The following is a 15245-nucleotide window of genomic DNA, read 5'->3' as shown; positions in this document are numbered from 1 at the left end:
CGTTCTCCTGTAGTCCCTGTCTTGCGCGCCCTGCGCGGAGGGCGCGGTTGGTTGCTGCTCAGGCGCCGCTAATGGCATGGCGGGCGACAAAATGGCCCGGTGCCACTTCCAGTAACGGTGCCACTTCCGGCTCATCACCCAGCGGGCGAATCGGGCTGGGGATCTCATCCACCATCAGCGCCCGCTCGCGATGCCGATGCGCCGGATCGGCCACCGGCACCGCGGCCATCAGTTTTCTGGTATAAGGATGGCGCGGCTGTTCGAACACCGCCTGACGCGGTCCCATCTCCACAATCTGTCCGAGATACATCACCGCCACGCGATGGCTGATGCGCTCCACCACCGCCATGTCGTGCGAAATAAACAGGAAGGCGATGCCAAATTCACGCTGTAAATCCAGCATCAGATTGATGATCTGCGCCTGAATCGACACATCCAGCGCGGAGACGGATTCGTCGGCGATCACCACTTTAGGATTGAGCGCCAGCGCGCGTGCGATGCAGATACGCTGGCGCTGACCGCCAGAAAATTCGTGCGGGTAGCGCTGCGCGTGTTCGGGTAGCAGACCAACGCGTTCCAGCAGCCAGGCGACGCGTTTCTCTGCCTGCGCGCGCCCCATGCTGCGATGCACCAGCAGCGGCTCCATAATTGAAAAGCCGACGGTAAGGCGCGGATCGAGCGACGCATACGGATCCTGAAAGATAAACTGAATATCGCGGCGCAGCGTGGCCAGCGCCCTGCCCTGCAGTGCATCAATGCGCTGGCCGTCAAAGGTGATGCTGCCGCCCTGGCTGGCGACCAGCCGCAGCAGCGAGCGTCCGGTGGTGGATTTGCCGCAGCCGGACTCGCCCACCAGCGCGAGGGTTTCGCCTGCATAAAGATCGAAACTGACTTTTTCCACCGCGTGGACGCGACGCTTAACCCGATTGAGCAGCCCGCCGCGAATATCAAAGCGCGTAACCAGATCGCGCACCTGTAAAATCGGCGGACGATCGTGACGCACGGTATCCTGCGGCGTGCTGGCTTCTTCGCGGCCGTTGGTATGCAGCAGCGGAAACTTCGCCGGCAGCGGCTGGCCACTCATCGCCCCGAGCTTTGGCACGGCCGCCAGCAGCGCGCGGGTATACGGCTGCTGCGGCGCATCGAACAACTGCTGCACCGGCGCGCGCTCAACCACATCGCCGCGATACATCACCTGCACGCGATCGGCCATCTCCGCCACCACGCCCATATCGTGCGTGATAAAGATGACGCCCATCTGCATCTCTTTTTGCAGCACGCGAATCAGCTGCAGAATCTGCGCCTGGATGGTGACGTCCAGCGCGGTGGTCGGCTCATCGGCAATCAGCAGCGCCGGCTTGCACGACAGCGCCATGGCGATCATCACGCGCTGGCGCATACCGCCAGAGAGCTGATGCGGATAGCGCGACAGCACATTGTGCGCTTCCGGAATGCGCACCAGGTCCAGCATGCGTCGCGCTTCGGCCTGCGCCTGCTGGTTACTTTTCCCCTGATGCAAACGAATAGATTCGGCGATCTGTTCACCGACGGTGAATACCGGGTTGAGCGACGTCATCGGCTCCTGAAAGATCATCGCCATGTCCGCACCGCGCACCCGGCGCATCTGGCTGGCGGACGCCCGCATCACATCCAGCACCTCGCCGTTGCGCCGTCGCAGCAGGATTTCACCGCTGACCGCGCCGCCGGCCTGTGCAATCAGACGCATCAGCGCCAGCGACGTCACCGATTTGCCCGAGCCCGATTCGCCCACCAGCGCCAGCGTTTCTCCGCGGTGCAGATCGAGCGAAAGCTGCCGCACGGCGTCCGTCACGCGCCCTTCATGCTCAAAGCGCACACAGAGATCGCGTACCGCCAGCACCTGCTGCGGCGCAAACTGCTGCTGTAGATCCGTCATGCCTGCTCCTTAGCTGTCGCGGTAAATCGCTACCTCAACCTCGCCGCCCACATAAGCGAATCCGCGGTACATGCCTTCGCTGTTAAACGGCAGCGCCACGTTGCCGTGGGCATCAACGGCTATCAGCCCGCCGCTACCCTCCAGCTCCTGCACTTTGTCATGAATCACGCTGGCGGTGGCCTGTTGCAGCGAACGACCGCCATATTCCATCTGCGCTGAGACATCGTAAGCCGCCAGCGTACGAATAAACACTTCGCCGGTACCGGTACAGGAGACTGCCACGGTGGCGTTGTTGGCATAGCAGCCGGCGCCCGCCAGCGGTGAATCGCCGACGCGGCCCGCCTGCTTGTTGGTCATGCCGCCGGTCGAGGTGGCGGCCGCCAGATTACCCTGCAAATCGAGCGCCACCGCGCCCACGGTGCCAAATTTGCGATCCGGGTCCAGCGGATCGCTCTCCTGCGCCGCGCCATCATGATCCAGCAGCATTTGTTCGCTGCCCAGCGCGCGCTGCAGCTGCTCCCAGCGTTCTGGCGTCGAGAAGAAATCAGGCTCGACCGGCGTCAGCCCCTGTTGCGCGGCAAAGGCTTCCGCCCCGCTGCCAATAAAGAGCACGTGCGGACTGGCTTCCAGCACTTTACGCGCGGCAAGAATCGGATTGCGGATACGGCTGACGCCAGCGACGGCGCCGATATCCAGCGTACGGCCATCCATCAGGCTGGCATCCAGTTCATGGGTGCCCTGATGGGTGAACACGGCCCCTCTGCCGGCATTGAACAGCGGGCACTCTTCCAGCAGCCGCACCGCTTCGGTCACGGCATCCAGCGCGCTACCGCCGCTGGCCAGAATCTGCTGGCCGGCGCTGACAATCGCGGCCAGTTGCTGACGATAGTGCTGCTCTTTTTCGGCGCTCATTGCCGCACGCGTAATCGCGCCGGCGCCGCCGTGAATTGCGATAACTGCTTTAGCCATAACCGTTACCCTGTCAAGGAATCAGAGCCAAAAACACTGATTTAGAATGGTTTTCATCTTTTTTTGGCAATTTTCGACTATAGAAAGCCCCTCCCTGCTTGTAAAGCAGAAAGTGTATCAGCGGTCATAACCTTTTAATGTGGATTATGCTTTTTTGTGAATTAAGGGAGAGAACGCACCAGCTTTAATATTATGGCTGGCGCGCTTACGTCTGGCACCGGCAAGGCAGTGAACAACCTCTTCGCCCTTACTTTTTGTGTGGCTTCAGTGCCGGTTAAAAATCGGGTAAGTTAAAGGCCCATTCATGAAAAGGAATATTCAGTGGAAGATGAAAAAGGGCTAAGGATTGCACTCTCCCCGGTGCAGCTGGCAGCCGTCCTTTCAGATCGCAGCGTCAGCGAGGGTGAAACGACCAGCAACCGCATTTTCGGAGGGCTCGGGCTCGCTGGCGGAGTGATTGAGCTTTTTGGTGCTGGCGCACTGTGCGTCGTGCCTGAGCCCACCATGCTGACCAAAGCTGGCTGCGTCTTTGTCGGCACTCACAGTCTCGACACGCTTCAGGCCAGCCTGCGCCAGGTATGGACTGGCAGACAGGTCGCTACCGACACGTTTAATTCGGCCGTGGCACTCGCAGAATCGCTCGGCGCTGACCGTCAGACCGCCATGAATGTCGGCCTGACGGTAGATATCGCCATTCCGATGGCATTTGCCTTTGCAGCCGGAGCAGAGCGCGTCATCGCGGTGCGTGCCGGGCGGGTCAAAATCGCCGAGCATGAGTCGCTCTCAGGGCGAGCACCCGGTGGGCACACGATTGAGCGACATATCGGCAAAACGCCGGATGAGCTGCGGGAGAGGCTTCGTAACCGGCCTCGTCTCGATGAAGCCAGTAGCTTTAAGTCTCTGAGCGAGGCGGAAGCACTGATCAGTAAGGTGCTGGCAGATAATAAGCATCAAATTCAGATGTGGGTGAAAAATATCCCTCCAGGCTTGCAAGCCCGTATGCGCCTGAGTCGGCGTTTTTCACATCCGGTTGGTATAGTCGTGAGTAAAGGGCGTGAAGAGGTTGAGACCTGCTACGCCGTTCGCGTCATACTGGATTTTAAGCCCTACAACGGCAAACCTTACTTTATCATTACCGCTTTCCCGGAGTTATGATGGACCGTATCAGTATCAGTGAACTGGATAATTTTATTGGCATCTGGTTTGGGCAGGATTATGACCTGTTTGAACCGGGTGATGAGATCGAGCCCAAAATCGAGGCGTATATCAGAGAAGCGCATAAAGGAAACCTGCACGCCATGCTGGCAGACATCGAGCTGTTTCTGGCAGAGTGCGATGATGTCGAATCTGATTTCCGTGACCGCTATAAAAGAGAGTTTGTTCCGGCCAACTGGGATACCACTGCGGGCGCGTTTCTGTCACTGGTGCATAAGAAAGTATCTGCCGCACTCACATCATAACGTCAGCACGGTTGTTAACATGATACTCACTTTCAGTCTGAACAAAGCATGTTCGCCGGCGGATTCGTCACCGCGCACTAATTTCCATTCCCTTTGATCTCGCATGTGACTCAGCCGACAACAGCCACCATAATAGGCAGCATTCGCCTTTAACCCGACAGAGATGGACATGGAACCTTTTACCGCCGGACTGATTTCCCTTGAAGACGCGCAGCAGAAAATGCTGCAGCAGTTGCAACCGATTAGCGATTGCCTGAGTGTCGCGCTGGCCGATGCCGCCGGGCGCATTACCGCGAAGCCGGTGATTTCGCCGCTGGACGTGCCGCCGTTCGATAACTCCGCGATGGACGGCTACGCGCTGCGCCTGAGCGACCTGTCCGCTGACCGCGTGCTGCCGGTAGCGGGCAAAGCGTTTGCCGGCGCCCCGTTTAATGGCGAGTGGCCAGCCGGCAGCGTGATTCGCATCATGACCGGCGCACCCGTCCCCGCCGGCTGCGACGCCGTGGTGATGCAGGAGCAAACCGAACCGCGTGACGGCGGCATTGTTATCACCGCGCCAGTGCGTGCCGGGCAAAATATTCGCCGCATCGGGGAGGATATTCAGGCCGGTAAGCAGGTACTGGATGCCGGCGTGCGGCTCGGTGCGGCAGAGCTGCCGCTGCTGGCGTCGCTGGGTATTGCGGAGGTCAGCGTGCTGCGTAAGCTGCGCGTGGCCATTTTCTCCACCGGTGACGAACTGCAGGCGGTGGGCCAGCCGCTGGCTGAGGGCCAGATTTATGACACCAACCGCTTCACCGTGGCGCTGATGCTGCGCAAACTTGGCTGCGAGGTGATCGACCTTGGCGTGATCGCTGATGATCCCGCGAAGCTGCGCCAGGCCTTCAGCGAAGCCGATCGCCAGGCCGATGTGGTGATCAGCACCGGCGGCGTGTCAGTGGGCGAGGCGGATTTCACCAAAGCGATGCTCGAAGAGCTGGGCGCGATTACCTTCTGGAAGCTGGCAATCAAGCCCGGCAAGCCGTTTGCCTTTGGCCGTCTGGCCAACAGCTGGTTCTGCGGGTTGCCGGGCAATCCGGTGTCGGCGGCCGTAACCTTCTATCAGCTGGTGCAGCCGCTGCTGGCCACGCTGACCGGCCAGACCACGCGCATCATGCCGCTGCGCCAGCGCGCGCGCGCAACGCAGCGTCTGAAGAAAGCGCCGGGCCGGCTCGATTTTCAGCGCGGCATCCTCAGTCGCGGCGATGATGCTGTACTGGAAGTGCGCAGCACCGGTGCGCAGGGCTCGCACGTGTTCAGTTCCTTTGCGCTGGCCGACTGCTTTATTGTGCTGGAGCGCGATCGCGGTGACGTTGAGCCGGGCGAATGGGTTGATGTCGAGGCCTTCAACAGCCTGCTGGAGGGCTAATGCACACAGAGCTGAGCGATGAAGAGATGCTGCGCTACAACCGGCAGATTGTGCTGCGCGGCTTCGATTTCGACGGCCAGGAACGGCTGAAAGCCTCACGGGTGCTTATCGTTGGCCTGGGCGGACTGGGCTGTGCTGCCGCGCCCTATCTTGCCGCCGCCGGCGTCGGTCATCTGACGCTGCTGGATTTCGATCGTGTCAGCCTGAGTAATCTGCAGCGCCAGATTCTGCACAGCGATGAGCGCATCGGCATGGCAAAAGTCGCCTCGGCCCGTCAGCAACTGGCGGCGCTCAATCCACACTGCACGCTGGAGGCGATCGATGCGCAGCTGGATGAAGCCGCGCTCGGCGAACTGATTGCGCGTCACGATGCGGTGCTGGACTGCAGCGACAATGTCACCACGCGCGAACAGGTGAACCGCGGATGTTTTCAGCATCGGGTGCCGCTGATCTCCGGCGCCGCCATCCGCATGGAAGGCCAGCTCAGCGTATTCACCTGGCAGCCCGGCGAGCCCTGCTACCGCTGCATCAGCCGTCTGTTCGGCGAGCAGACGCTGAGCTGTGTCGAAGCCGGCGTGATGGCTCCGCTGGTCGGCGTGGTAGGTGCGATGCAGGCGATGGAAACGCTGAAGGTGCTGAGCGCCTTTGGCCAGCCGGCCAGCGCGCGACTGCTGATGTACGATGCGATGAGCGCCGAGTTTCGCAGCCTGAAAGTGGCGCAGGATGCGCAATGTGAAGTGTGTGGCCAGCGTGAGGAATAACGTCAGGGCGTGACATAAGCGTCAGGTATTGCTGAGCGGCGCAAATTATCAGGCGATAAATTGCGCCGCTGATGATGGCGGCTGCTAAACGGCTACGCCATTAGACGATGCCCTGGCTGCGCAGGTAATCTTCGTAGTTGCCGGTGAAGTCAACGATGCGATCGCCTTTCATCTCGATCACGCGCGTCGCCAGCGAGCTGACGAACTCACGGTCGTGCGAGACGAAAATCAGCGTGCCTTCATACATCTCCAGCGCCATGTTCAGTGACTCGATCGACTCCATATCCAGGTGGTTAGTCGGTTCGTCCATCACCAGGATGTTTGGCTTCTGCATCATCAGCTTGCCAAACAGCATGCGGCCCTTCTCACCACCGGACAGCACTTTCGCTGGCTTCTTGATGTCGTCGTGGCTAAACAGCAGACGACCAAGAATACTGCGCACCGCCTGCTCGTCGTCGCCTTCCTGCTTCCACTGGCTCATCCAGTCGAACACGCTCAGGTCGTCAGCAAAATCTTCGGCGTGATCCTGCGCGTAGTAACCAATGCGCGCATTCTCCGACCATTTCACCGTGCCGCTATCCGGCTGCAGTTCGCCAACCAGTGTTTTCAGCAGCGTGGATTTACCAATACCGTTGGCGCCGAGGATGGCCAGTTTCTCACCCACTTCCAGCAGCAGGTTAAGATTTTTAAACAGCGGACCGTTATCAAATCCTTTGGTCAGCGCTTCCACTTCCAGCGCATTACGGAACAGCTTTTTATCCTGCTCGAAACGAATATACGGGTTCTGACGGCTGGAGGCTTTTACCTCATCCAGTTTGATTTTATCAATCTGCTTCGCGCGCGAAGTGGCCTGACGCGATTTTGAGGCGTTGGCGCTAAAGCGGCTAACGAAGGATTGCAAATCGGCAATTTGCGCTTTTTTCTTGGCGTTATCCGCTAATAAACGCTCGCGCGCCTGGGTCGCCGCCGTCATATATTCGTCATAATTGCCGGGATAAACGCGCAGCTCACCGTAATCCAGATCCGCCATGTGCGTACACACCATATTCAGGAAGTGACGGTCATGCGAAATGATGATCATGGTACTGTCACGTTCGTTAAGCACCTGCTCCAGCCAGCGAATGGTGTCAATATCCAGGTTGTTGGTCGGTTCGTCGAGTAACAAAATATCCGGGTTAGCAAATAATGCCTGCGCCAGCAGCACACGCAATTTCCAGCCTGGGGCAATTTCACTCATCGGACCGTAATGCTGCTCCACCGGAATGCCCACGCCGAGTAATAATTCTCCGGCGCGTGATTCGGCACTGTAACCATCCATTTCACCGTAGGCGACCTCAAGGTCGGCGACTTTATAGCCTTCCTCTTCGCTCATTTCCGGCAATGCATATATGCGATCGCGCTCCTGCTTCACCGCCCACAATTCCTGGTGACCCATAATCACGGTATCCAGCACGCTATATTGCTCGAAAGCAAACTGATCCTGGCGAAGCTTACCGATGCGCTCATTAGGGTCGAGGGAAACATTTCCGTTAGTCGGAACCAGGTCGCCGCCCAGTATTTTCATGAAGGTCGATTTACCGCTGCCGTTCGCACCGATTAAACCGTAACGATTACCGCCGCCAAATTTAACGGAGATATTCTCAAACAGTGGCTTACTGCCGAACTGCATAGTGATATTGCTGGAAACTAACACGGCATTGACCTTTGTTACGCAGTGGAGGAAAAAACAGCGGGCATTATGCCAGAAGCGGCCTGGATGAGCCACCTCTGCACCCGGATACGCAGAGGCAAGGCGGAGAACACCTTGTTGCCAGAGGTAAAATAATTGCGACCGTGCCGGACAGGTTATCCACGGCGCGAGAAATGAACCGCCGCCCGTGCCCGGAGCGAGGCCAATAAAAAAGCCGGAGACGCTGACGCCTCCGGCTCCCGCTTACAAGGATTGTGCAGATTATTTGATCAGGAAGCTGTCGAGGCTTTTACCTGCATCCAGCGCTTTTTTAATCGCAGCTGGGGTACGGCCCTGACCGGTCCATGATTTCTCTTCACCGTTTTCGTCGGTGTAAGAATATTTCGCCGGACGCGGCGCACGCTTGGCGCGTTTTTTACCGGTTTCCAGTGCACCCAGTAATTCGTTCGGGTCGATACCGTCTGCCAGCAGCATTTCACGGTATTTAGACAGCTTCTCTTCTTTTTCGCGGTTCTGCGCTTCTTCCGCTTCAACTTCGTCGCGGCGCTCAGTCACCACGACGGTTAATTTTTCCAGAATTTCTTCCAGATCGCTCAGTGGCAGTTCACGAGCCTGTGCACGTAATGTGCGAATGTTGTTCAGAACTTTAAATGCGTCACTCATCACAATGTCCTTGCTTAAGGGGGTTAAATAAACTGTAGTGGCAAGATTACCCAATTCAAATAAAAAAATAAATTAATTTTGCAGACCGGATTAATCCGAATGGATTAGCATATTCCTGGCAGGCGCGTTTAAACCCAATGTGCGGCGTGAATTAACGGTGAATTAACATCAGCGGTTCAGTACCACCGGCTGGAACTGGAATCGATTTCATTGCTTATTCACGCGTAGGAAACAAGCGTTTAGCGCTTATTGTGCGCTGAGGCAGTAGTCAGCATAAAGGTAAAAAAACATTAATAGTGTAAGTAAAATCCCTTTTTAACGCGGATGGCATTGGCGTCACAGATGCGAGCAATATCTCATTTTGCCATTAAATAAATAAAAAAAGGCCGGTTGTTAACCGGCCATCATGCAAAAATCGTATGTCTGTGGTTATCCGCTTTTCTTCACTGCCGGTCGCAATAGCTGGGGCGCCGGCGCATCAGACAGCCGGTCGTGCAAATAATGTTCAATCTGCTCCAGCGAACGATGGCGTGTTTCCGGTACCCAGCGAATAACAAAAATCGCGCCGCCTATGCCAATCAGCGCGAAAATAAAGAACGCGCCGGATAAGCCAACCGACGCCAGCAGAACCGGGAACAGCAGAGAAATAAGAAAATTGGCGATCCACAACGCAAATACCGCGCCGCCCATAAAAATACCGCGTAACCGTGTGGGGAAAATTTCTGACAGCAGCAGCCAGGTGACCGGCGATAACGCGCCCTGCTGGAAACTCAGAAACATCAGCATACCCAGCAGCACCATATAACTGCGCAAGATATCCGGCTGACCGTTAACTGTTTCCGGCATCAGGTAACTGACGGTGCCAATAAACACCAGACAGGCGGTACAACCAAACTGACCTATCATCGTCATGGTGCGGCGACCGATGCGCCCCAGCAGCCAGATCCCCACAAAGGTCATTAATACCGATACCGCGCCATTGGCAATGGTGGCAAACAGCGCAGCGTCATTGCTCATCCCCACCGCTTTCAGCATGGTCGGCGCGTAGTACATGATAGTATTCACGCCGGTCAGTTGCTGGATGGCGGCAATACCGATACCGATCAGGAACAGTTTGATCAGCCATGGCTGGCGCAGTTCCCGCAGACGCGGACGCTGCTGTTGCTCGTCCGATAGCGTCTCTTCGATCTCCATCATCTCCCACTCAACGTCTTCGCGCGCGCGGGTGCGTTCCAGAACCTTGCGCGCCTCAGCGAGACGGCCTTTCATGGCATACCAGCGCGGCGTGTCCGGCATAAACATCATCCCGAACCACAGCAGCACCGCCGGTAGCGTGGCGACCGCCAGCATCCAGCGCCAGGTCGTGTCGCCCCCCCAGGCCGCGTTGAAGCCGGCGTTCGACATATAGGCCAGCATCTGGCCGGAAACGATCATCAGCTCCTGCATGGTCACCAGCTGACCCCGTTTGTTGGCCGGTGCCATTTCGGCGATATACACCGGTACGGTGGCGGACGCACCGCCCACGGCCACGCCAAGGACCAGGCGGAAGAAAATCATCCAGCTGACATCGGGTGCCAGTGCTGTACCCAGCGCGCCGAGTGCAAAAATAATCGCCAGTACCAGAATAATTTTTCTCCGCCCGACCGCGGCGGCAAAGTGACCGGAAGCCAGTGCGCCAAACGCCGCGCCAAACAGCAGACTGCTGGTCACCAGCCCGGTGGTAAATGGGGTGAGATGCAGATCGTCGCCCATGAATAACAGTGCGCCGGAGATCACGCCGGTGTCGTAGCCAAACAGCAAACCACCGAGGGTGGCAATCAGCGCAATGACTTTCACAAAAGGCTCGGTGCGCGTGCTGCTGTTTGGCCCTGATGCCGGATTAGGCGTCATCCAGGTTTCGCGGGACATAACCAACTCCTTTCCTGAGATAAGAAGCCTTAAAATAGATTATTTCCACCACAATGAATAAATATGAAATTTAAATTTTGCGCCACGGGTCATTCTCTTTGCCTTTAATTGAGATAACGATCACACAACCTGATTCAGGGCGCAGAGAAGGCAGTGCAAATTTTGCACAACAAACAGAAGGGAGAATATTTATTTCACGGAAGGCGCTGACCGCACGCAGTGAATGCGGTCAGCGATGTCAGATTAATTGACTGCGGTGGCCGGACCAAAAACGTCATAGTCCGGCAGCGTTACCTGCTGATACGGCTCCCAGCCGCCGCCCAGCGCTTTATACAGCGCTACCAGGTCCAGCGCGCTTTGCATGCGCGCCTGCGTCGATTGCGCCTGCGACTGTGCCAGCTGACGCTGGGCATCCAGCACCTCAAGGAAGGTGGAGATGCCCTGTTTGTAACTGTCACTGGCGAGGTCAAAGGCGCGCTGCAGTGCGCCGGTAGTCTCATCCAGCGCGGTAACCTGTTGCTGATCGGCGCGGTAGCTGACCAGCGCATTTTCCACATCCTGCAGCGCCGTCAATACCGTCTGGCGATAATCGAGCGCCGCGCTCGCCTGCTGCGCGCGCGCCAGTTTCACACTGGAAACCAGACGTCCGCCCTGAAAAATCGGGATCGACAGCGCCGGGCCGACGCTGAAGAAGTGGCTGCTCCAGTCGTCAAGGTAGCTGGCATCGGTGTTGCGCACCCCCAGCTGCCCGGTGAGCGACAGGCTGGGGAACAGGTTCGCGACCGATACGCCGATATTGGCGGTCTGTGCATGCAGATTCGCTTCAGCCTGGCGGATGTCCGGACGACGGCGCGCCAGCGTCGATGGAATGCCCACCGCCACCAGCTTCGGCAACGCCGGCAGCGCTTTGCTGCTCATCAGTTCGTTATCCAGCGCGCCCGGCGTTTTGCCCAGCAGCACTGCCAGCCCGTTCATCGCCTGACGTTCCTGGGCCTGATACTGCGGCAGCTGCGCGTTAAGGGAGGCCAGCTGCGCACGGGCATTCTCAACGTCGGTGAGCGGCGCCAGACCGTTACGCTGCTGGCTTTGCGTCAGCTCCCAGGTTTGCTGCGCCACGTTAATCTGCTGTTGCAGCGTCGCCAGCACCGCCTGCGCGCCGCGCAGCTGCAGATACGCGCGCGCGACCTCGGCTTCCAGCGACACCAGCGCATCGTTACGCTGCTCAATCGCCGCCTGCTGCTGCGCGTCCGCCATCTCCATCTGGCGTCGTACTTTGCCCCATAAATCCAGTTCCCAGCTGGCGTCAAAGCTGCCCTGATACAGCGTGACCGAATGGGTCAGACCGTTGAGCTGATCCGCCACGTCATCATCCACCTGATCGTACACCCCGTTGGATTTCAGCATGCCTTTCAGGCCGAGCTGCTGACGCGTCACTTTGGCGGAACCGTTAAGCGACGGGAACAGCCCGCCACGTGCCTGCGCCAGCTGTTCGCGCGCACCGGCGATGCGCAGCACCGACTGTTGCAGCGTCAGGTTGCCGGCGATGGCGCGCTCAATCAGGCTATCGAGCTGCGGGTCGTTAAAGCTTTTCCACCACGAGGGATTGGTCGCGGACGCCAGCGGTTTTGAGGCTTCCTGAGAGGGCAAATCACGGTAGCTACCGGGCGTGTGCGCCTGCGGCGGCTGATAATCGGGCCCGACGGCACAACCCGCCAGCAGCATGGACAGCGCCAGCAGCGTCAGCGACGGCGTAACGCGCGAAGAGGTGATCATGTTAATGTGCTCCTGCACTGCCTTCGCTCTTGATCGGCGAAAGCAACCAACAAAAAGGAATCAATAGCACGGCGACAATGCTCAGGCCCATGAACACGTCGATGTAAGCCAGAATACGCGCCTGGGCAATCATCTCCTGATAGAGCTGACCGCTGGCCAGCGTCAGCGGATCGCCCACCGCACTGGTAAAGTCACGAATCGCCTGCGCCCAGTGCTGCAGCGTGAGGTTGAACTGCTCATTGAGCGGCGACATGTTGTGCACCATGTGGGCCGATCGCACCTGTTCACGTTCGGTGATGCCAGCAGTGGCCAGCGAAATGCCGATCGAACCGGCCACGTTACGGAACATGGTGAACAGCGCGGAAGCATCCGCATTCAGGCGCTGCGGGACGGTGATAAAGGCAATGGTGGTGAGCGGCACAAACAGGAAGCCGAGGCCAATCGACTGCGCGCTGCGCATCAGCACCAGCGTGGTGAAATCCACGTTGGGCGTCAGGGTGCTGGAATAGAAGAAGGCCAGCGCCAGACAGGTAAAGCCAAAGGCGATGATGTAGCGCGTCTGCACAATCGGCATCAGCTTCAGCACCAGCGGGATGGTAAGCACGATCAGGACCGCGCCGGGCGACAGCACCAGCCCGGACCAGGTGGCGGTATAACCGAGATCCTGCTGCGCCAGCTGCGGTAACACCACCGAGCTGCCATAAAGAATCATCGCCATGCCCGCCATCAGCAGACCGGCCACCCAGAAGTTACGATCCTTCATCACCGTGATATCCACCACCGGCTTGCGTGCATACAGCAGCCAGTAAACCGCACCGACGATGCCGACGGCCGCCAGCATGGCAAACAGGCGAATGAAGTGTGAAGCGAACCAGTCTTCGTCTTCACCGCGATCGAGAAACACCTGCAAACAGCCGAGACCCAGGGTAATCAGGCTGATGCCGATATAGTCGATTTTCAGCCGGCCCTTCTCCCACTTGCGCTCCCACGGCGGATCTTCCAGCAGCTGATAGATCGCCAGCACCGTGAGGATCCCCACCGGAATATTGATAAAGAACACCCAGCGCCAGCTGTAGTTATCAGTGATCCAGCCACCGAGCGTCGGGCCAATGACCGGCGCGACGATAATGGCAATCGATGACAGGCCAAAAGCCTTGCCGCGATCTTCCGGCTTGAAGTAATCCAGCAGCACCGACTGCTGCACCGGTTGCAGCCCGCCGCCGAAGAAGCCCTGCAGCACGCGGAACAGAATGATTTGCCACAGCTCGGTGGCAATACCGCACAGGAAGGAGCAGATGGTAAACATCACGATGCAGATCAGGAAGAACTGCTTGCGCCCAAACAGGCGGCTGAAAAAGGCCGAGATCGGCAGCACAATGCCGTTGGCGACCAGATAGGAGGTTAGTACCCAGGTGGATTCATCGTAGCTGGATGACAGCGACCCGGCGATGTGCGGCAGCGCGACGTTAACGATGGTGGTGTCCAGAATCTCCATGAACACCGCCAGCGTTACCGTGATGGCAACCAGCCAGGGATTGCTGGCCGGACGCCAGCTTTCGCTCGCACTCATTCCACCGTCACCTTCGGTTCAACCGACAGGCCAAGCGGCAACGGATGATTCGGGTCGAGACCTTTATCAATCACAATTTTCACCGGCACGCGTTGCACAATCTTCACGTAGTTACCGGTGGCGTTCTCGGCCGGGAAGGTAGAGAAGCGCGAGCCGGAGCCCATCTGCACGCTGTCGACGTGCCCTTCCAGCTTCATGTCCGGCCAGGCATCAACGCCAATCTCCACTTTATCGCCCGGATTCATGCGCGCCAGCTGCGACTCTTTGAAGTTGGCGGTGATCCAGATATCCGGCGATACCAGCGAAAACAGCGCGCTGCCGGCCTGCACCAGCGTACCGGGCTGCACGTTGCGTTTGGTGACGAAACCGTCATACGGCGCGCGTACTTCGGTGTAAGAGAGGTTAAGCTCGGCAGTGTTGAGCTGAGCCCGGGCTTGCTCGACCTGCTGCTGCCGCGCTTCGACATTGGTTTCCTGCTGGCGAATCTGCAACTGCACCTGCGAGGCCACTTCGACCTGCGCTTTGGCGCTCTGCAGTTGCGCTTCAGCCGAGCGTAACTGCGCAGCGGCGGTATCGATATTGCGCTGCGAGGTTGCGCGCGGGTCAACCCCGCGCTGACGACGGTAATCCGCCTGCGCATTGAGTAAATTGGCCTGCGCCCGTGCCTGGTCGGCCAGCGCCTGATCGCGCTGCGCCGGATATTGCACCCGCGCCAGCGCCAGCTGCGCCTGCGCCTGATGCAACTGCGCCTGCGCCAGACCGAGCTGTGCTTTGGCCTGATCGCGCTGTGCGGCGTTATCACGCGGGTCGATCAGCACCAGCAGATCGCCCTTCTTCACCCGCTGGTTATCTTTTACCAGCAGCTGCACCACGTAGCCCGACGCTTTGGGCGCGATGGTCACGGCATCGCCTTCGGTGAACGCATCGTCGGTGGTTTCAATGTTGCGCGTGCTAAACCAGAACCAGAATCCCACCAGCAGCATAATCACCACCACAATCGCCAGAATGATCAGCGGCTTTTTGCCGGGGCGTTTACGGGGTGATTGCTCGTTATCCTGACTGGAATCTGACGTGTTGTTGTCTTTTTGCTCATCGGCGGATGGCGGATTGTGGTTTTCACTCATAATTTGT

The 15245-nt window shown here is 58.3% G+C and carries 12 protein-coding genes; 4 read left to right on the top strand and 8 right to left on the bottom strand.

The window, feature by feature from the left end; translation table 11 throughout:
* Nucleotides 1-58: 58 nt before the first annotated feature.
* Both gsiA and KOL70_RS02305 read right to left on the bottom strand, forming a co-directional pair.
* A complete protein-coding gene (gene gsiA / locus KOL70_RS02310) occupies nt 59-1915 on the bottom strand; it encodes a glutathione ABC transporter ATP-binding protein GsiA (protein WP_215480153.1) in 1857 nt (618 codons plus the stop codon).
* 9 nt (nt 1916-1924) lie between these two features.
* Complete coding sequence (locus KOL70_RS02305) at nt 1925-2884, bottom strand: isoaspartyl peptidase/L-asparaginase family protein (RefSeq protein ID WP_021508403.1); 960 nt, start codon at nt 2882-2884, stop codon at nt 1925-1927.
* A gap of 321 nt (nt 2885-3205) precedes the next feature.
* Here KOL70_RS02305 and KOL70_RS02300 point away from each other — a divergent pair, with 321 nt between their 5' ends.
* From KOL70_RS02300 to moeB, 4 genes are all read left to right on the top strand, one after another.
* Nucleotides 3206-4039, top strand: a complete 834-nt coding sequence (locus KOL70_RS02300) for an RNase A-like domain-containing protein (RefSeq protein ID WP_021508404.1) — start codon at nt 3206-3208, stop codon at nt 4037-4039.
* On the top strand, nt 4039-4344 hold the full coding sequence (locus tag KOL70_RS02295) for a contact-dependent growth inhibition system immunity protein (RefSeq protein ID WP_021508405.1): 306 nt from the start codon (nt 4039-4041) through the stop codon (nt 4342-4344). The genes KOL70_RS02300 and KOL70_RS02295 overlap by 1 nt, the downstream gene beginning before the upstream one ends.
* A 169-nt stretch (nt 4345-4513) precedes the next feature.
* The gene (gene moeA, locus KOL70_RS02290) at nt 4514-5749 is read left to right on the top strand and encodes a molybdopterin molybdotransferase MoeA (RefSeq protein WP_031279865.1); all 1236 of its coding nucleotides are present in this window, start codon (nt 4514-4516) and stop codon (nt 5747-5749) included.
* Entirely contained in the window at nt 5749-6510 is a 762-nt protein-coding gene (gene moeB / locus KOL70_RS02285) for a molybdopterin-synthase adenylyltransferase MoeB (protein WP_021508407.1), read from the top strand. The genes moeA and moeB overlap by 1 nt, the downstream gene beginning before the upstream one ends.
* Before the next feature lie 100 nt (nt 6511-6610).
* Here moeB and KOL70_RS02280 read toward each other — a convergent pair whose 3' ends face one another.
* The 6 genes from KOL70_RS02280 to KOL70_RS02255 all read right to left on the bottom strand — a co-directional run bounded on the left by KOL70_RS02280 (nt 6611) and on the right by KOL70_RS02255 (nt 15238).
* A complete protein-coding gene (locus tag KOL70_RS02280) occupies nt 6611-8203 on the bottom strand; it encodes an ABC-F family ATPase (protein ID WP_031279866.1) in 1593 nt (530 codons plus the stop codon).
* A gap of 258 nt (nt 8204-8461) precedes the next feature.
* Complete coding sequence (locus KOL70_RS02275) at nt 8462-8863, bottom strand: H-NS family nucleoid-associated regulatory protein (protein WP_021508409.1); 402 nt, start codon at nt 8861-8863, stop codon at nt 8462-8464.
* A gap of 429 nt (nt 8864-9292) precedes the next feature.
* Nucleotides 9293-10771: a sugar porter family MFS transporter gene (locus tag KOL70_RS02270; protein WP_058757802.1), complete on the bottom strand. Its 1479-nt coding sequence runs from the start codon at nt 10769-10771 to the stop codon at nt 9293-9295.
* A gap of 243 nt (nt 10772-11014) precedes the next feature.
* Nucleotides 11015-12544 carry an efflux transporter outer membrane subunit gene (locus KOL70_RS02265; protein ID WP_021508411.1) on the bottom strand — a complete coding sequence of 510 codons (1530 nt, stop codon included), beginning with the start codon at nt 12542-12544 and terminating at the stop codon, nt 11015-11017.
* A gap of 1 nt (nt 12545) precedes the next feature.
* The gene (locus KOL70_RS02260) at nt 12546-14114 is read right to left on the bottom strand and encodes a DHA2 family efflux MFS transporter permease subunit (RefSeq protein WP_058775341.1); all 1569 of its coding nucleotides are present in this window, start codon (nt 14112-14114) and stop codon (nt 12546-12548) included.
* Nucleotides 14111-15238 (bottom strand): HlyD family secretion protein, encoded by a 1128-nt coding sequence (locus KOL70_RS02255; protein WP_021508413.1) that lies wholly within the window; start codon nt 15236-15238, stop codon nt 14111-14113. Before KOL70_RS02255 ends, KOL70_RS02260 begins: the two co-directional genes overlap by 4 nt.
* Nucleotides 15239-15245: the final 7 nt, after the last annotated feature.

This window comes from Pantoea sp. B270 (assembly GCF_018726825.1).
GTDB lineage: Bacteria > Pseudomonadota > Gammaproteobacteria > Enterobacterales > Enterobacteriaceae > Pantoea > Pantoea dispersa.
This window is presented reverse-complemented; position numbering and strand designations above follow the sequence as displayed.